The sequence below is a fragment of the Streptosporangium amethystogenes subsp. fukuiense genome, assembly GCF_042665875.1.
GTDB lineage: Bacteria > Actinomycetota > Actinomycetes > Streptosporangiales > Streptosporangiaceae > Streptosporangium > Streptosporangium fukuiense.
In genome coordinates, this window is the sequence record NZ_JBHTEE010000001.1 from 1,530,862 (window position 1) to 1,548,626 (window position 17,765).

13 protein-coding genes are annotated in these 17,765 nt (G+C 73.5%); 4 read left to right on the forward strand and 9 right to left on the reverse strand.

The genetic code is table 11. The features are described 5' to 3' along the window. The first annotated feature begins 64 nt into the window (after positions 1–64). Positions 65–1,042, forward strand: a complete 978-nt coding sequence (locus ACFQVD_RS06595; RefSeq protein ID WP_343960953.1) for an aldo/keto reductase — start codon at positions 65–67, stop codon at positions 1,040–1,042. Between the two features lie 364 nt (positions 1,043–1,406). Here ACFQVD_RS06595 and ACFQVD_RS06600 read toward each other — a convergent pair whose 3' ends face one another. The 7 genes from ACFQVD_RS06600 to ACFQVD_RS06630 all read right to left on the reverse strand — a co-directional run bounded on the left by ACFQVD_RS06600 (position 1,407) and on the right by ACFQVD_RS06630 (position 9,934). Next, entirely contained in the window at positions 1,407–3,332 is a 1,926-nt protein-coding gene (locus tag ACFQVD_RS06600) for an AfsR/SARP family transcriptional regulator (protein ID WP_343960955.1), read from the reverse strand. Positions 3,333–3,460: 128 nt separating this feature from the next. Further along, a complete protein-coding gene (locus tag ACFQVD_RS06605) occupies positions 3,461–4,114 on the reverse strand; it encodes a GAF domain-containing protein (RefSeq protein ID WP_343960957.1) in 654 nt (217 codons plus the stop codon). Beyond that, complete coding sequence (locus tag ACFQVD_RS06610; RefSeq protein WP_343960959.1) at positions 4,098–4,934, reverse strand: S8 family peptidase; 837 nt, start codon at positions 4,932–4,934, stop codon at positions 4,098–4,100. Before ACFQVD_RS06610 ends, ACFQVD_RS06605 begins: the two co-directional genes overlap by 17 nt. Beyond that, positions 4,931–7,948 carry an adenylate/guanylate cyclase domain-containing protein gene (locus ACFQVD_RS06615; protein ID WP_343960961.1) on the reverse strand — a complete coding sequence of 1,006 codons (3,018 nt, stop codon included), beginning with the start codon at positions 7,946–7,948 and terminating at the stop codon, positions 4,931–4,933. The genes ACFQVD_RS06610 and ACFQVD_RS06615 overlap by 4 nt, the downstream gene beginning before the upstream one ends. 12 nt (positions 7,949–7,960) lie before the next feature. Beyond that, entirely contained in the window at positions 7,961–8,149 is a 189-nt protein-coding gene (locus ACFQVD_RS06620; RefSeq protein WP_343960963.1) for an aroma-sacti cluster domain-containing protein, read from the reverse strand. Beyond that, positions 8,139–9,263, reverse strand: coding sequence for a radical SAM protein (locus ACFQVD_RS06625; RefSeq protein ID WP_386274276.1), 1,125 nt, complete (start codon positions 9,261–9,263; stop codon positions 8,139–8,141). The genes ACFQVD_RS06620 and ACFQVD_RS06625 overlap by 11 nt, the downstream gene beginning before the upstream one ends. Further along, positions 9,263–9,934 carry an iron-containing redox enzyme family protein gene (locus ACFQVD_RS06630; RefSeq protein WP_343980407.1) on the reverse strand — a complete coding sequence of 224 codons (672 nt, stop codon included), beginning with the start codon at positions 9,932–9,934 and terminating at the stop codon, positions 9,263–9,265. Before ACFQVD_RS06630 ends, ACFQVD_RS06625 begins: the two co-directional genes overlap by 1 nt. A gap of 192 nt (positions 9,935–10,126) precedes the next feature. Between ACFQVD_RS06630 and ACFQVD_RS06635 the strand changes: the two genes are divergently transcribed. The 3 genes from ACFQVD_RS06635 to ACFQVD_RS06645 all read left to right on the forward strand — a co-directional run bounded on the left by ACFQVD_RS06635 (position 10,127) and on the right by ACFQVD_RS06645 (position 14,771). Further along, entirely contained in the window at positions 10,127–11,080 is a 954-nt protein-coding gene (locus ACFQVD_RS06635; protein ID WP_343980410.1) for an ABC transporter ATP-binding protein, read from the forward strand. Positions 11,081–11,157: 77 nt separating this feature from the next. Further along, positions 11,158–12,003: an ABC transporter permease gene (locus ACFQVD_RS06640; protein ID WP_343980413.1), complete on the forward strand. Its 846-nt coding sequence runs from the start codon at positions 11,158–11,160 to the stop codon at positions 12,001–12,003. 2 nt (positions 12,004–12,005) lie between these two features. Next, entirely contained in the window at positions 12,006–14,771 is a 2,766-nt protein-coding gene (locus ACFQVD_RS06645) for a helix-turn-helix transcriptional regulator (protein WP_386270612.1), read from the forward strand. Here ACFQVD_RS06645 and ACFQVD_RS06650 read toward each other — a convergent pair. Both ACFQVD_RS06650 and ACFQVD_RS06655 read right to left on the reverse strand, forming a co-directional pair. Next, positions 14,682–16,511 carry a B12-binding domain-containing radical SAM protein gene (locus ACFQVD_RS06650; protein ID WP_386270614.1) on the reverse strand — a complete coding sequence of 610 codons (1,830 nt, stop codon included), beginning with the start codon at positions 16,509–16,511 and terminating at the stop codon, positions 14,682–14,684. The genes ACFQVD_RS06645 and ACFQVD_RS06650 overlap by 90 nt on opposite strands. Further along, complete coding sequence (locus tag ACFQVD_RS06655) at positions 16,508–17,761, reverse strand: polysaccharide pyruvyl transferase family protein (RefSeq protein ID WP_343982377.1); 1,254 nt, start codon at positions 17,759–17,761, stop codon at positions 16,508–16,510. Before ACFQVD_RS06655 ends, ACFQVD_RS06650 begins: the two co-directional genes overlap by 4 nt. Positions 17,762–17,765: the final 4 nt, after the last annotated feature.

Genomic DNA, 17,765 nt, shown 5'->3' on the forward strand with positions numbered 1-17,765 from the left:
GCCGGGGCCGCTCCGCCCCGGACACCGGCGATGCCATCGCGTCGCGCGGACTACGATCGCTGATGTGCAGCAGCGTGAATTGGGTAGAACCGGCAGGCGGATCGGCGTCGTAGGACTCGGCGCGTGGCAGTTGGGGGCCGACTGGGGTGAGGTCGGCGAGGACGAGGCACTGGCCACCCTCAACGCGGCGGTGGACGCCGGGGTCACCTTCGTCGACACCGCCGACGTGTACGGCGACGGACGGAGCGAGCAGATCGTCTCGCAGTTGATCAAGGACAGGCCCGGGTTGACCGTGGCCACCAAGATGGGCCGCCGTGTCGTCCAGGAGCCGTCCGCCTACACCCTGGACAACTTCCGGGCCTGGACCGACCGCTCCCGGGCCAATCTCGGCGTCGACACCCTCGACCTGGTGCAGTTGCACTGCCCGCCCACCCCGGTCTACTCCTCGGACGAGGTCTTCGACGCCCTCGACACCATCGTGGCCGAGGGCCGCGTGGCCGCCTACGGGGTGAGCGTGGAGACCTGCGAGGAGGCGCTGACCGCGATCGCCCGGCCGAACGTGGCCACCGTTCAGATCATCCTCAACGCCTTCCGGCTCAAGCCGCTGGAGAAGGTGCTCCCGGCGGCGGCCGCGGCCGGGGTCGGCATCATCGCCCGCGTTCCGCTGGCCAGCGGCCTGCTGTCCGGCAGGTACGACGAGTCCACGGTCTTCGCCGCCGACGACCACCGCACCTTCAACCGGCACGGCGAGTCCTTCGACGTCGGCGAGACCTTCTCCGGGGTCGACTACGCCACCGGCCTGGAGGCGGTGCGCCGCCTGGCCCCGCTGGTGCCGCCCCAGATCACCATGGCGCAGTTCGCGCTGCGCTGGATCATCGACCAGCCCGGTGTCTCCGTGGTCATCCCCGGTGCGCGCAACCCCGCCCAGGCCCGTGCCAACGCGGCCGCCGCCGCGTTCGACGCGCTGCCCGAGGCCACTCTCCAGGGTGTGCGGGAGATCTATGACGAGCTGATCCGCTCCCAGGTCCACCAGCGCTGGTGAGCCGCCGTGGGAGGGTGCCGGTGGTGGTCTTCTGGATCCGGCGCTCCTTGGAGGTCCACCGGCGCCGGTGAGCCACCGTGGATGACGAGGGCCGGGTGCCACCGGGACCCCGCCCTCGTCGGCAGGTTTTTGTGGATCTGTAAATCGGCCGGTTATGCGTGGCCGTATCGGGGGCCGCCGGGAGATATCGGGTTAGCCGGAAAAGTGGAATTCGGGAGGGAGTGGCCGGGGTTTTTGGCCGCCGGATGAATTCCCTTTCTCTGGCCGGGGAGTTCGCCGGTGGTCCGTTAGGCAAAATAGGGGAAGTCCTTTTATCCGCCCATTCATCGTATGACGCGCTTGGCGGGGCGGGCGCCGTGCCGGGCTACGCGCGGGCGCGGGCCCGGCGTAGCCGCTCCCCGGCCGCGGTGCGCTGGGGTGCCGACTCCTCCCGCTGCAGCCGCTCCCGCGCGTACAGGCGCAGCCAGTCGGCGATCAGATAGACCGGGGAGGGTCTGGGCTCCGCGGTGACCACGTGGGCCTCGGCGAGCCTGTCGGCGACGTCGGCGGCCAGCCGCACGTCCGAGTCGAGCAGTGCGGCCAGATCGTCGGCGGTGAACTCGCCGCTCGGCAGCGCGCCCAGGCGCCGCAGCGAGGTCCACAGTTCGGGGCCGAGGTCGCGCTCGTAGGTGGCCGCGCAGGTGCGCAGTGACAGGTCGTCCACCGACAGCTCGTCCAGCAGCGAGTGCTCGTCGGCGAGGCGGTCGGCGAACAGGGAGAGCCTGACGTGCCGGTGGGCGGCCAGCCGCGCCCCGGCGATGCGGACGGCGAGCGGAAGGTTGGCGCAGGTGCCGACCACCCGCAGGGCGGCCGCGGGGTCGGCGTCGACGCGTTCGGCACCGGCGGTCCGCCGTAGCAACTCGACGCCTTCCGCGGGGGTGAAGGTCTCCAGCGCCACGTGGTGCGCCGACTCCAGGGCGCTCAGTCTCCTCCTGCTCGTGATCAGCACTCCGTTGTCCCCGGTACCGGGGAGCAGGGGCCGTATCTGCGCCGCGGTGGACGCCTCGTCGAAGATCAGCAGGATGCTGCGCTCGGCCAGCCAGGCCCGGCAGGCGGCGACCCGCTCGCCGGCCCGGCGCGGAGGGTCGCCCTCGAAGCCGCAGGTACGCAGGATCTCGGCCAGCACGTCGGGAATCGAGCGCTCCCGGCCGCCCGCCGTGCGCAGCCGTACGAAGAGCTGCCCGTCGCGGAAGCGCTCGCGCAGCAGGTGGGCGGAGTGCACGGCCAGCGCGGTCTTGCCCGCTCCGGCCGGGCCGGAGATCACCACCGGCGGGCTGTGCCGGCGGGTACGGAAGACGTCGAGGATGTCCTGGACACTCTCGCGGCGGCCGGTGAAGTCGGCCAGGTCGCGGGGGAGCTGGCTGAGGTGGGCGATCACCTCCTGGCCGTGGCCCGCGGTGGGGTGCGGCCTGATCACGGTCGCGCCGCCGAGGTGTGGCGGGCCCCCGGCCGACGGGCCGTCCAGGGACGGGTCACCCGCGAGGATCGCCCGGTAGAGCCGTTCGAGGACCGGGCTGGGCTGGAGGCCGAGTTCCCGGGCCAGCGTCTGACGCATGTCCTCGTACTGCGCCAGGGCCTCCGACTGCCGCCCGCAGCGGAACAGCGCGATCATCTGCGTGCTGCGCAGCCGCTCCCTGAGCGGGTGGCGCCGGACGTTCTCCTCCAGGGAGCCGATGATGTGGGTGTGGTGTCCGAGGCTGAGCTCCGCCTCGGCCCAGTCCTCGTAGACCGACATGCGCTCGCTGCGCAGCCGGGAGAGCTCGTCGCTGATCAGCGGTACGTGCGCCATGTCGGGCAGGGGGTCGCCCCGCCAGAGTCGCAGAGCCTCATGGAGCGGGCCCACCGCCTTGGTGATCTCGCGGTCGCGCAGGTGCTGGCGGCCCCTGCGGGCCAGGGTCTCATAGAGGAGGACGTCGAGCTGCTGGGGACCGAGCCGTAGCTGGTAGCCGGGAGGACGGTAGGCCAGCCGGTCGCGGTCGGCCTCCCCGAGCACGTTCTTGCGCAGCGCGGACACGTAGACCTGGACGTTCTTCAGCGCGGTCCTGGGGGGCTCCTCGCTCCACGCCGCGGTGCTGAGCTGGTCCACCGGGACGATCCTGTTGGCGTGGCAGAGCAGCAGGGACAGGAGCACGCGCTGCTTGAAGGGCCCGAGCGGGACCAGGCCGCCGTCGCGGCGGGCCTCAAGAGGGCCGAGCACGGCGAAGGTGGTCTCTCCCGCCTCCGCCTTCTCGCGCACTACGGTTGCACCCACGGGGGATTCTCCATTGGCTGTCCAGGCGGCTACGGAAATCTGACCGGGTTATGCGGAGGCGGGCTCACAGAATTGTCATGATATATGCGCTTATCTATTAGTAAACCGGTGATTTCTGCCTGAAGTAGTCAGCTCTGATTGTCAACCAGGAGCTCGTGAAGTGAACCGAGCAGCCGCAGCCCGGCCCGCCGTCTTTCCTCGGTCCCGCCCGCGAGCGCGGAGACGATGGACACCAGGTCGCCGAACTCCGACCCGGTGCCTTCCAGCACCCGCAGGGCGTGGCGGTTGCGCTGCACGATCCGCAGCGCCGCCGACGCCTGCGCGGCGAAGAGCGTCAGCAGGGCCAGCTCGTCGATGGCCGCCCGCGCCTGCGGGTGAGGGTCGAGCACCTCCAGCACGCCCAGCGCCTCGTCGTCGTGGACGAGCGGCACCGCCATGAGCCCGCCCGGCACGTACGCGGTCGACTCGGCGATGTCGCGGGCGAACACCGTGCTCGTCGACAGGTCGTCGACGATCAGCGCGTCCCCGGCGCTCAGCACCCACCCCGCGATACCCCGCGTGGCGGGAAAGCGCCGTCCGACGAGCACCTTCTCGCCCTCGCCGGAGACCGCCTCGAAGACGAGGTCCCCATGCTCCTCGTTCACCAGGAAGATCGAGCTCGCCTTGGCCCCGAAGATCACGCGTGCGGTGTCGACGATCGACTGGAGCAGGAGGCGGTGTTCCGCCTCCGAGCCGGCGACCGCCGCCGAGACGGCCGCGATCATCTCACCGTTCACCATCATCGAGCTTCCTCACATTCTGCGCGGTCAGGTACAGGACGGTCTTCACCTGGAAGGGCGTCAGCCCGGGGTGCTTGCTCAGGATCAGCGCGCAGTGGGCCGCGACATGAGGGGTCGCGAAGCTGTTCCCGGTGCACCGGGTGCGTCCGCCGCCGGGCCAGGCCACCTCCACGTCGGATCCGTGGGCGAAGAACTCCACGGGCGGGCGAGGGTTGTACAGGATCAGCCCGGGATCGGCCCCGGCGTGGCTTCCCACGGAGATCACCGAGGAGAACCGCCAGGGGAAGCTCTCCACCGGCAGGTTGTGCGCGGACGCCACGAGCACCGTACGGCGGAAGTAGGCGAGGTCACCGAGCTCGCGCAGCGGTTCGGCCAGGTGCCTCCTGTTGGTCGACAGGCTCAGGCTCACCACGTCGAAGCCCTGCTCGATGGCCCAGCGGAGCCCGGTGACGAAGGCGTCACCGGTTCCCGAGAAGCCCGCTCCCAGCACCTGGACGCTGTGCAGCTCGCACTCGGGCGCGATCGAGCGGATGATCCCGGCGCACGCCGTTCCGTGCCCGCAGGTGTCGGCGGCGTCGCTCTCCCGCACGACGGCCTTACCGCCCGGGCCCGTCACCACGGCGTGGGTCGCCTGCACCGGGGCGAGCAGCGGGTGGTCGCGGTCGACCCCGCTGTCCACCACGCAGACCCGTACCCCGCGCCCGGTGGCGCCCTGCCACGCCCACTCCGGGGTGACGGCCGCGTTGCCCGCGGCGGACACGGTGATGTCGGCGAGGTCGTCCTCGGCGCCGAGTCGCCAGGTGAGCTCGGGGTGGGCGGTCATCGCCGGCCCGCCAGCGCCAGCGCCCATCCCCTGCCGACCAGGTGCCCCTTGGCCGCGAACTCGGCCATCGCGCCGCGCGCCGCTGCCTCGCTCTCCCGGTGGGCGCCCAGGGCGGCGAGGCCGCGGGCGTTGCCGAGCAGCACCGTGGCGCGGCAGACGGGGGAGTCGGTGCCGCCGGCTTCGTGCACGGCCAGGTCCATGAGCTCCCGGCAGGGCTCCGCGGCGCCCCGGGCGGCGAGCACCTCGGCCCGGATCGCGTGCAGTTCGGCCGTGTTCATCGGGGCGTCCCGGGGCGAGCCCTCCAGGGCCGCGCCCGCCCACAGCTCGGCCCCGGCCAGGTCTCCCCGGCGCAGCAGCGTGCCGGCCAGGTCACGCGAGGCGGTGACCAGGAGCTGGGTGTCGCCGAGCGCCCTGGCCCTGGCGCATGCCTGGCGGAGCAGGTCCTCGGCGAGGTCCCAGCGCCCGGCCAGCGATTCGACGGCCGCGGAGAAGATCGGCATGAAGGCGTCGGCGTAGGCGTGCCGCAGGTCGGCGAGGGAACGCCCGGCCGTCGCGAGGGTGGTCCTGGCCTCGTCGAAGCCTCCCCGCGTGGCCAGCAGGACGGCCAGGGGACAGCCGACGACGGCGCGTACGATCCCCCGGTCCCTGCCGTGCGCGGCCAGCAGGTCACGGCATCTGGAGATGGCGACGGGCGCCGGTTCCGGGCCCAGCCAGAGGGAGGCCGCCAGGTTGCCCAGGATGGTGGCGCGCTCCAGTTCGGCGCCGGACCGCGTGGCGTACTCCAGGGCACGCTGCAACATCTGTCTGGTCTCGGCGAACCTGCCGCGCCCCTGCGCCTCCTGGGCGACCACGGTCCAGGCCCTGGCCAGCCCGAGGTCGTCGGCGGCGGCCTCGAAGACCGGTATGGCACGGCGCGCGACCTCGGAGGAGCCTGCCGGGTCGAAGTGGCTCAGATAGAGCGAGGCGTGGGCGGCCACCACCGCGTCCGCGTCACCGGTCGCGCGCTCCAGCACCTCGGTGAGCAGCAGCCGCCCCCGCTCGACGTCACCCAGGGTGATCCGGGCCTCCGCGACGCGCCCGCTGATCCGCGGCCAGCCGGGGTGGGCCGGCCCCAGCAGCGCGGCCCCCCTGCTGAGCAGGTTCTCCGCCCTGGACAGGTCGCTTCTGCGCAGCGCGAGGGTGCCGGCCTCCGACAGCCGGGCCGCCGCCCCGTCGCGCAGCCGCGCGGTGTGCTCGCCGGGAGGGCCGAGGTCGGCGCGGTGCCGGTACGCCTGCTCCAGGTGCGTGCCGACCGCCTCGTCCCCGCCGTCTCCGGCGGCCAGCCAGCCGGCGAACCGCTCGTGCAGCTCGGCCCGCCGCCGTTTGGCCATGCCGCCGTAGACGACCTCCTGGATGAGGCCGCTGGTGAACCGGAACGTCGCCTCCGTACGATGCTCGACGAAGGACTTGCGCCGGAGCTCCTCCAGCGGAGCGCCGGGCTCGCCGGTTCCCGAGACGGCCCGCAGCTCCCCGGCGGTGAACTCCCTGCCGACCACCGCGGCGCACTCCAGCACCTCCCTGGCCGCGGGACCGAGCCTGTCGACGCGGGCCGCGATGAGAGCGTGCACGGTCAGCGGCAGGCCGTGCGGCTCCCCGCCGTCGCCGAGCATGGCCACCAGTTGCTCCAGATACAGGGGGTTGCCCTCGGAGCGGCCGGCGATCCGGTCGAGCAGGGCGTCGTCGTGCGGCGTCACCTCGGCCAGCCCGGAGGCCAGGAGCCGGGAGTCGGCCGGGCCGAGCCGGGGCAGCGCCAGCCGGGAGGCGACCTGCCAGCCGGGCATGCGGTCGAACAGGTCGGAGCGCGTCACGCAGAGCACCATCACCGCCGCCTCACTCAGCTCCTCGGCCAGATGGCCGAGGGTGTCGAAGACCGGGCCGCCCGCCCACTGCACGTCGTCCAGCACGATCAGCACGTACGTGGAGCGTCCGAGTCCCTCCAGGACGCTGCGCAGCGCCCAGGAGGTCTCCTGGTGCGAGGGGTTGGGCGTGCCGTCCTTCAGCAGGCCGTCGCGGAGCACGGCGAGGGCCCGCGGGTCGGGCGTGCCCACGGTCACCAGCTCGCGCACCGCGTCCGCCACCCCGAGCAGCGTGCCGCCCGCGCCGTACGGGCGGCAGCGGCCGGAACCGACGAGGACGCCCCGCTGCCCCGCGCGCTCCGCCCACAGCCGTGCCAGCCGGGTCTTGCCCACCCCCGCCTCGCCGTGCAGGGTCACGATGCGGCAGTGGCGGTGCCTGATGATCCCGTCCAGGGCCCGGTCCAGCTCGCGCAGCGGTTCCTGCCTGTCGACGAACGGGATGTCGAACCGCCGGATCACGGCCGGGTCGTCGGAGCGCATCGAGACCAGCCGCCACGCGGTGACCGGATGCCGCTTGCCGCGCAGCATCAGGGGGCCGGCCGCGGTGCCCACGGCGGAGGGGCCGACCAGGCGCCAGGTCTCGGGCCCGAGCAGGATCTCTCCGGGCCGGGCGAGCTGCTGGAGACGGGCGGCGGCGTTCACCGTCTCGCCCGCGACGAGGGCCTGATCACCGCGGGCGAGGCCGGAGGTGACGACCTCGCCGGTGTTGACGCCGATCCGGACCCTGAGCCGGATCCCGAGATCGTGGTCGAGGTCGTCGTTGAGCCGTTCGAGCGCCGCCCGCATGTCCAGCGCGGCCCGGGCGGCGCGCAGCGCGTCATCCTCGTGCAGCTCCGGTACGCCGAAGACGGCCATGACGGCGTCGCCGATGAACTTCTCCACCGTGCCGCCGTGCCAGGCGAGCTGGTCGCGCATGAGCGCGAAGTAGCGGATCAGGACCGCGCGCAGGGACTCGGGGTCGAGGCGCTCGCTCAGCGCGGTGGACTCGGCCAGGTCGCAGAAGACCACTGTGACGATCTTGCGTACCTCCACCGGCGCCGGCGCGGCGAGGTGCGTGCCGCACGACGGGCAGAACCGGGGGTGCCCCGGCGTCTCGGCCAGGCAGGACGGGCATCGCATGATCATCCCCGATCAGAACAGGAGTCCGCCGACGATGTGGGCCTCGACCTCGGGAGAGCCCTCTCGCAGCTGCCCGTGGATGGAGACCAGGAGCGCGACCTCGGCCTCGCTCAGCGACCGGACGACCTCGCGCTGCTCGGGGCCGGCGAGGGTGAGGTCGATTCCCGCCCGAGCCAGCTCGTCGAGGGGGTCAAAGGTCATGTTTCCTCCAGGGGTGGCCGAGTGAGACGAGGTCGCCGTAGGGCGGGCAGCCGTACCTCCCGGCGAAGCCCACCCCGCCGCCGGCCAGCTGCATGTCCCGGACCTGCCGCTCCAGGAAGGCGGCGGCGGGCGTGGGCGGGGGAGGGGGGGTCTCCAGCTTTCGGCAGGTCTCGCAGTACCCCCGGCCCGGCGGGGCGCCGGCCAGCCGGAGCGGGCCGTACGTTCTCAGGGCGCGCAGCGTGCCGGAGGTCAGGCAGCGCTCCCTGACCGTGCTCCAGTCGTCGGCACCCGCGTGCCCCAGGCGCAGGTGGCCGGGGACGGGACGGTGGTCGACGACGTCCTGGTTGCAGCACGCGGTGATCGTCCCGTCGAACCCGACGGTTGGCCAGGCGGCCATCGCGCACGGCAGCGCGGGCGCGGCCCCGGAGCCCGCCACGGTTCCGGCGCTCCCGGCGGCCGGTGCGGTCCCGGTCTCCGCGCCGGGCGCGGCGCTCTCGCCCGCCGCGCTGCCCCCGCCCGGTACGGGGAGGGGCACGGGCGCGCCGGCACGGGCCCGGCCGACCGGCCGCACGCGCCCCACCAGCATCGGGATCCGGTCGTGGAACTCCCGCCGGATCTCCGCGGTGACGTCGCGCAGGTAGGGGTCGTCAGGCCCGCTCCCGGTGAGATGGAAGCTGAGGTCCTTGCCCCGCGCCAGCAGCGCCCGCATGACCGCGAAGACGTTCCTCCTGGGCACCTCCTCCTCGTGGAAGGCGTCCAGGCTGGCGGAGAAGTGGTCGGCCGCCTCGATCGCCCCGGCGATCGCGGCGGGAATCCGGGGCGCGAAGAACATGCCCGACAGGATCATCGTGCGGGCGCCGCTGCGGGCGGCGGTCTCGGCCAGGGAACGGGCCAGGCGGGGCCGGAGCAGCGGCTCGCCCCCGGTGAGCATGACCAGCTCCGGCCGGTTCGCCGGGGTGAACGTCCCGGCGAACCGCTGGAAGATCTCCCCGGGGTGCTCCTCGGAGCCGGGCAGCGAGCCGGTCGAGCAGTGGCCGCAGCGCAGCGGGCACCGCCGGGTGATCGCCATGAGCACCGCGGCGGCGGGTACCGGGCGCAGCGCCAGGATGTCCATCAGGTGCACGGGAGCACCTCCGGAGGTTCCCCGGCCAGCTCGCGCAGGAGCGCGGCCGCGGCGCGCACGGTGTGCAGGGCGCTGGTGCCGACGGCGGCCTGCTGCTCGCGCGTCGGCCGCAGGCCGTCGAGCATCCGGTCCAGGCCGTCGCGGTGCCCCGGATCCAGCGCGGCGTGCCGCCACAGGGTGCGGAAGGCCGCCCGGGGGTACCCGGTGCCCCGTTCGAGGTGTTCGAGCAGGGCGGGGGAGGGCGCCTCGCCCTCCAGCACCGCGACGTACCCGAGCAGCGCGACGGGGTGGTGGTGCAGCACCCAGTAGTACTGGGCTCCGACGAGTTCGGCCACCGACGGGGGCGGCGTACGGCGCAGCAGCTCCTCCGCCGAGGGCTCGATCGAGACCAGGTCCTCGCGCAGCCAGTCGTCGTGACAGGCCTCCTCGGCCGCGTGCCGGTCCAGGTACTCGCCCAGTTCCTCCTCGCCCAGCTCCGCCGCCCTGGCCGACGCGGCCCGCAGCAGCGGTACCGAGGCTCTGATGACCATGTGCATCGCGCACAGGTAGTCGCGGTAGCGCCGTCGAGGACCGGGTGCGCGCCACAGCGTGCTCTCCGCGCTCCTGAGCGCGCGGCCGGCCAGGTCGATCTTCGCCCGCAGGATGGCGCTGGGGGGTGGCATCGGGCTCCCGTCGTCTGAACGAAGTGTCGGCTCCGCCGGTTGGATAACGGTTGAAAGCCGGTATGGAAGTACCTGGTGCCGCGCCCTGCCAGGGGCGCTGCCATGCCTCAAACCGGATTCCAACCACGATCAAGGCGCGCTTTAACCGGGTGCTCGCACACTGGGCGCCACGTGCCGAAGAGGGAGCCGGACATGGCGGACGTCGCGGTCGAGACCAGCGAACTGCGCAAGACCTACGTGAGCTCGTCCGGGGTGACCGAGGCGGTGGCCGGGCTCACCCTGCGAGTGGGCGCGGGGGAGATGTTCGGCCTCCTCGGGCCCAACGGGGCGGGAAAGACGACGACGATCGGCATGCTCACCACCAGGATCGTCCCCACCGGCGGTGTGGCCAGGGTGGGGGGCGCGGACGTGGTGCGCGAGCCCATCGCGGTCAAACGCCACATCGGTGTCGTGGCCCAGTACAACAACCTCGACCGGCAGCTCACCGCGTGCGAGAACCTGGAGTTCCGCGGCCGGTACGCCGGGCTGCCCGCGAAGGAGGCCAGGCGGCGGGCGATCGAGCTGCTGGAGCGGTTCGGCCTGGGTTCCCGCGCCACGGCCAGGATCACCGAGATGTCCGGCGGCCAGGCGCAGCGCGTCATGATCGCACGGGCGCTGATGCACCGGCCGGACATCCTCTTCCTCGACGAGCCCACCTCGGGACTGGACCCGCAGACCAGGGTGAACCTCTGGGACATCCTGCGGGAGATCCGCGCCGGGGGCCAGACGATCGTGCTGTCCACCCACTACATGGAGGAGGCCGAGGAGCTCTGCGACAGGATCGCGATCATCGACCGCGGAGCCGTCCTGGCCTGCGGGGAGCTCGCCGAGCTCAAGACGGCGACCGGCCTGCGGACCGTGCTGACCCTCACCTACGACGGGGACCCGGAGAAGATCGTCGAGCAGGCCCGGCGGCTGGCCGGAGTCGCGGACGCCGAGGTCTCGGAGAACCGGCTGCGCGTCTTCACCCTGGCGCCGGAGGGCATCCTCGCCGCCCTGGTGAGCGCGGGCCAGGACGCCGGGCTGGCGCTGGCCGACGTCCGGGTCGTCCGGCCCAGCCTCGAAACGGTGTTCCTCGCCCTGACCGGGCGGGAGTACCGGGATTGACCTCCGCCCCGCGGCGTCGCGCCGCGCCCCCCTCTCCCGGGGCCAGAGCCCGGGATCTCCCCGCTCAAGGAGATGCGATGACGGCATCGACCATCGCGCCGCCGGCCGCGTCACACGGCTACGCGCGCACCTTCGGCGCGCTGCTCGCCAGGGACCTGCGGGTGCTGCGGCGGGACCTGCCCTCCTTCATGGCCCGCACCGTGGTCCAGCCCGTCCTGTTCATATTCGTGTTCGCCGTGGTCCTGCCGCGGATCGGGTACGGGGCGGGGCAGGGACTCTCCGAGGCCGGGCGCGCGGAGACGTTCGCCACGATCCTGGTCCCCGGCCTGGTCGCCTCGGGCATCGTGCTGCAGGGCATCTTCGCCGTGACGACCCCGCTGGTCATGGAGCTGTCCTACACCAAGGAGATCGACGACAGGGCGCTGGCCCCGATCCCGGTCTGGGCCGTCGGGGTCGAGAAGATCGTCGCGGGGGCGATCCAGGGGGTGATCGCGGCGGTGGTCGTCTTCCTCGCCGTGCTGTTCGTGCACGGTCCCGGCGAGGCCCCGAACATCGACTTCGGCCGCTGGCCGCTGCTGATCGCGGTGCTGGTGCTGTCGTCCCTGCTGACCGCCTGCCTGGGCCTGCTCATCGGCACGCTGCTCCCGCCCCAGCAGCTCAGCGCGCTGTTCGCGATCTTCATAGTTCCGCTCATGATGCTCGGCTGCGTGTACTACCCCTGGTCCGCGCTGGAGGCACTGCCCTGGCTGCAGACCGCGGTCCTGGTCAATCCGCTGGTCTACGTGAGCGAGGCGCTGCGCGGCGCGTTGAGCCCGGCCGTCCCGCACATGCCGGAGGTGGTCGCGCTGGGCGTGCTCGCCGCCGGGACGCTCGTCACGGGCGCGCTGTCGCTGCGGTCGTTCGCGCGGCGTCTGGTGGGTTAGCGGTGGACGGCGGTCTGCCCCGGCGATGGTCCGGCGACCCCGTCGGCCGCGACGTCGAACTCGCCGGCCTGCGGGACCTGCTCGGCTCGGCGCGGCTAGTCACGCTCACCGGCGCGCCGGGGGTCGGCAAGACCCGGCTGGCGCACGCGTACGCCCATACCTGGGCCGGCGCCCATCCCGGCGGGATCTGGTTCCGCGATCTGACCGCCGGTTCCGGCGACCTCACCGGCCTCGACGCCCTTGCCGTGGTCCCCGGCGAGGGGCCCGCGCTGCTCGTGCTCGACACCTGCGAGCACGTCGCCGACCGGTGCGCCGTGACCGTTCCGGAGTTGCTCGGCACCCACCCCGGACTCCGGGTGCTGGCCACCAGCAGGGAGCCGCTGAGCGTTCCAGGCGAGGTGACCTACCGCCTCGCCCCGCTTGACGTGGTGAGGTCCGCGCGCCTGTTCGCCGAACGCGCCGCGGCGCAGGGGCGGCCGGCCAGCCCGGAGACCGCGGAGGCGGTGCAGGAGATCTGCCGCCGCCTCGACGGCCTGCCGCTGGCCGTGGAGCTCGCCGCGGCGCGCTCGATCATGCTGTCGCCGGCGCAGATCGCCGAGCGGCTCGACGACCCGCTCCGGCTGCTGGCCGGGGGGAGCCGCACCGCCCACCCCAGGCACAGGTCGCTGGAGGCGGCGATCGGCTGGAGCCACGAGATGCTCCCCGGGCGGGAGCGGCTGCTGCTGCGCAGGCTCGCGGTGTTCGAGGACGGCTTCGTCATCGACGACGTGGAGGGGGTCTGCGCGGGCGCGGGCATCAGACCCGACGCCGTCGTCGACCTCCTGGCCAGGCTCGTGTCCAGGTCCCTCGTCGAGTGCGACACCACGGGTACCGTGACCCGCTACCGGCTGCTGCGGGTCGTGCGCGCCTACGCGGGGCAGGAACTGCGCGCCGGCGGCGAAGCCGAGACCGTGCGGGCGCGCCACGCCGAGTACTACGCGGCGCTGGCCGAGCGGGCGGCGGAGGCGCTCACCACGGGCGCCGCCACGCCGCACCTGGAACGCGTCGAAGCCGCCTACGCCAACATGCGGGCGGTGCTGCGCTGGTGTGTCTCCGGCGGGCCCGCGACGGTCGGGGCCAGGCTGGCGAGCGCGCTGGAGACGTACTGGATCGTGCGGGGCCGCCCGCGAGAGGGGCGCGGCTGGCTCGCCTCGCTGGTCTCCGCCGGGGGGCTGGGCCACGGTGAGGTGCCGGCCGCCGCGGCGCTGAGCACCGCGGTGCTCTCCTGCGCCCTCGGTGAGTACGCCGACGCCGCGGACGCCTGCCGCCGGGCCCTGGCCATGTTCCGCGAGCTGGGAGACGAGGCCGGGCAGACCCGGGCCCTCGCGGTACTGGCGGGCCTGCGGACGATGAGCGAGCCCGCCTCGGCCAGCCGAACCCTCACCGAACTCGCCGCCCGGGGCCGGGCGCCTGCGGGCCACGCGTGGAACTGCGCGCCGCTCGTCCTGCTCGGACACGCCCGCGTCGCCGCGGGAGACCTCGCCGGGGCACGCGCGGCACTGGAGCGGTGCGTCGACATCGGCCGCAGGCACGGCTCGGAACTGAGCCTGGAGATGGGCCTGCTCGCCATCGCGCAGGTGGCCGTCTACCAGGGCGCGTACGCGGAGGCGGAGAACGCGCTCGGACAGAGCCTGGCCGCCGCCGAGCGGATGGGCGATGTCTGGGGAAGGGCCGCGGTGCTCAGGGGGCTGGGGGAGGTGGCCTCCTGCCGGGGGCGGTACGGCCAGGCGGGTGAGCGGCTCGCCGAGGCGGTCGAGATCGCGCGCTCCGCGGGCTCCCCGCCGCTGCTCGGCGACTGCCTCGACACGCTCGGCAGGATGCTGCTCGACATCGGCGAGTACGAGGCGGCCAGGGAGGTGTTCTCGGAGGTCGCCGAGGTGGGCGAGCGCACCGCCGCGCGGCTGGCGGCGATGGGGCTGGCCGGTCTCGGCGCGGCGATCCTGGGTTCGGGCGGTGCCCCCGCGGCCTCCGCGGCCCTCACCTTCGCCGAGGAGGCCATGGCGCGCGCACGCGAGACCGACGACCGGCCGCTCAGCTGGCGGTGCCTGTTCACCCTCGGCCGCGTCACCCGGTGCGCCGACCCGGCGCGCGCCGCCTCCGCGCACCACTCGGCGCTGCGGGCCGGTGCCGCCATGGGCCTGCGCGCCCAGACGGCCGACTCGCTGGAGGCCATGGCCGGGCTCGCGGCAGGACACCACCGCCACGAGCACGCCGCCAGGCTCTTCGGCGCGGCCCAGTCGCTGCGCGACCGGCTGGGGCTGTCGCGTCCCCCGGCGGCGGCGCCGCAGCACGAGGCGGACCTGGCCGGGGTGCGCGCCGCGCTGGGCGCCGACGCCTTCGCCGCCACGTGGGCCGAGGGCGCCGGGCTGGACGTCGGCCAGGCCGTCGTCTACGCGGGCAGGGGCCGGGGGCCGCGCGGACAGGGGGTCGGCTGGGCCGCGCTGACCAGGGCCGAACGCCAGGTGGCCCTGCTGGCGTCCGGCGGGCTGACCAACCGCGAGATCGGCGCGAAGCTCTTCGTGTCGCCCCGCACGGTCCAGGCCCAGCTGTCCAGCGTGTTCGCCAAGCTCGGCCTGTCCTCGCGCAGGGATCTGGCCCGCGAGTACGACTCGCGGGCCAGATCCCTGCGCGAGCAGGACTCACCCCTCCTCGCGCAGCGCGACGACCCCGGTGGCGCAGAGGATCCTGAAGGCCGCGTCGCATACCTCACGGGTCGGCTCGGTGGCTGAGCCGGCCCGCGTCTTGTCCCGCCACTCACCGACCGTGATCCCCACCGCGGCCGCCTCGTAGGCGGCCAGCAGCGGGCCGGTCAGCGGGTAGCCCACCGCGCCGCCCCGGGGGAACAGGTAGCCCTGGCGTTCGCGGGCGAGCGCGTCGAAGGTCAGGGTGAAGTCGCGCAGCAGCAGGTGAACGGGGTGGTCGGCCCAGTGCACGGCGTCCGGCGCGACGCCCGCGACGAGCGCGCCGTCGGCGAGCCCCGGTGGATCCTGCGCGGTCGTCGCCCGCTGGGCCTGGACCGCCGCGTCCCAGGCGAGCCCGTCGAGCAGCAGGCGGCGCGCCCCGGAGGGCAGCTCCGCCTCCTCGATGAGGGGCGCGGGGTCGGCGCCGGAGCCCAGGTCCAGGCGCTCGGCCCAGTCCGCGACGTCGCAGTCCGCGATCGCGATCATGCAGCGCAGCAGGGTGGGCGCGATGTCCTGCAGCGCCTCGATCCGCCCGGCGAAGACCATCGCCCGCCGGTAGTCCTCGGTGCCGAAGCCGCGCGAGCTGACGACGAGCGGGGGCTGGAAGTCGAAGAACTCGATGCCGTACTGCTCGGCGTACTCGAAGAAGTCGGTCCCGGGGAAGGCCATCAGCGGTGCGAAGTGCACCTTCTCCACCCCGCTCGCGTAGGCGAAGCGCACGCTGTCGCGGACCTTGTCCGCGTTGTCCCCCGGCATGCCGATGATGATGTCCGCGGCCAGGGCGTGGTTGTGGTGGCGGCGGATGAGGGAGGCGGCCTGGGCGAACCGCTGCCGGTCGAACCTGCGGGCCGCCAGTTGCAGGGTGTCGGCGTCGGACGACTGGATGCCCAGGGTGATCACGCGGCACCCGGCGCGGTTCATCGCCCGTACGTAGTCGAGGTCGACGTGTTTGACATCCGGGTAGACGTCCACCACCGTCCCCCGGTTGTGCTCGGCGACGATCTCGAAGATCCCCATGGCCCGGTGCCGCGAGATGCCCAGGTGGGCGTCGCACATCCGCAGGTAGGGGATGCCTCCGGCCAGCAGGTAGGTCAGCTCGCGCTCGATCCGCTCCATCGGGAACGCGCGGAGTTTCGGCGCGCTGTAGAGGCAGAACCTGCACTTCTGCCGGCACCCCCGGCCCGTCTCGTAGGCCAGGACCGCGCCGGGCCTGCGCCGCAGGATCGGCTCCAGGGGGAGCCTGTCGGCGGTGAAGACCAGCGGCAGCGCGCCCAGGTCGACGTCGGGCGGGTCGTCGTTGTGCACGGGCTCGCCGTCGACGCGCCGGGTGAGGCCCGCCACCGCGCCCAGGTCGCCACCCCGCGCCAGGTGTTCCAGCAGGTCAGGGTACGCATCCTCGGCCTCGCCGCGCAGCACCAGGTCCAGCCACGGGTACTCGCGCAGCAGGTGGGCGGCCATCCGCCGGGAGTTGGCCTGGGCGCCGCCCCACACGACGCGGCAGTCCGGCAGGTGCCGCTTGACGATGCGTCCCATCCGGGTGAACTCATCGTGGTTCCATACGAACGCGGAGAAGGAGATCACGTCCGGCCGGTAGTCGAACAGCCGCGCCATGAAGGCGTTGTAGTGCCCCAGGTAGTCCTCGGCCAGGTTGCCCACGTCCTCGTGGAACCAGACCCGGTGCTCGACCCGCGACGGGGGGAGGCGGTCGGCCACGGCCGCCCGGATCAGCTCCACCCCCAGCGAGAACCCGTCGTCGTTGGAGTAGACGAGTACGGCCTTCAGGGTCATGACGATCTCCCCGCTGTCGCTTTCGGCGTCACTCTCGGCCGCGCGGAGCGCAGTGCCTCGGCGAGCCCGTCGAAGGCGGCCGTCGCCCGCGCGTGCGCCTCCCGGTAGGCGACGGCCTCGATCGGCTCCTCGTCCAGCGCGCGTTCCACGATCTCGATGAGGTTCTCGCCGGTGTGCGCGTTCCAGTAGCGGTGCGCCATGCCCAGCTCGCCGGTGAGCTCGTGCAGTTTGCTCGTGCCGTTGCGGCGGCTCCAGAACGGGTCGACCGCCACGAACGGGGTGGCGCCGCGCAGCGCGAGGATCGCGCTGTGGTAGCGGGAGACGAGGACGAGGTCGCAGTGGGAAAGGGCCTCGGTGAGCTCCCCGGCCCCGGTGGAGGTTCTCCGAAGGGGGATCTCCCGGATGCGGGCGCCCGGCACCGAGCGGGCGAACCGGGTGCCGACCTCCTCGTCCCCGTAGATGTTGGGCACCGTGATGAACTCGATGTCGGCGAAGCCCGCCAGCTCGATCAGCGTCAGGCCCAGCTCCGTCACGAACCCCAGCGCGGCGGCCCGCTCCCCGGGACTCGTCGCCTCGGCCATGACCTGCTCGGGTGGCACGCACAGCGCGAGGTCCGCCGCGCCGTGCCCGGCGAGGTTGCGGCCGACGAGGTGGGTGATCAGTTGCGAGGTCACTCCCGGGGCGCCGACGGCGACGCCGATCAGCGGCCGGCGCCGTCCCGGGCGCGGTGGCCGGGACAGCGGCTCCAGTGCGAAGGCGGGATCGGGGACGAGGGTCGTGTCCGGCACGCCGGTCGCCTCGCCCATCCGCAGGGCGGCCGCCGCGCCGCGCACGGTCAGGTGGTCGATCCGCTCCCGGACCGCCCTCAGGTAGCCGCGCCAGTCGTCGCGCGCCGCCGCCGGGGTGTCGTCCTGCAGGCCCACGCCGTGCCAGGCGACCCACACGCCGGGGTCGAACGCCCGAGGGTCGCCTCCCAGGCAGAACACCTGCATGATCGGGTGCCGGAACGGCGGGCCGCTCCACAGGCCACCCGCCATCACGACGGCGTCGAACGATCCCGTGCCGGGCCAGTTCCCCACCCCGTCCACCCAGAGCGGCGCTGGCTCCGCCGCCGTGCTCCACGGGCAGAAGTGCCCGAATACGGCATCCGGCAGGCGGCGGGAGAGCTCGGTCTCCGTCACCGCCGCCAGCAGCCGGTCGCCGACGTTGGGCAGGCTGCTGCCCGCCCAGATCGCGATCCGCCGGGACATCCCG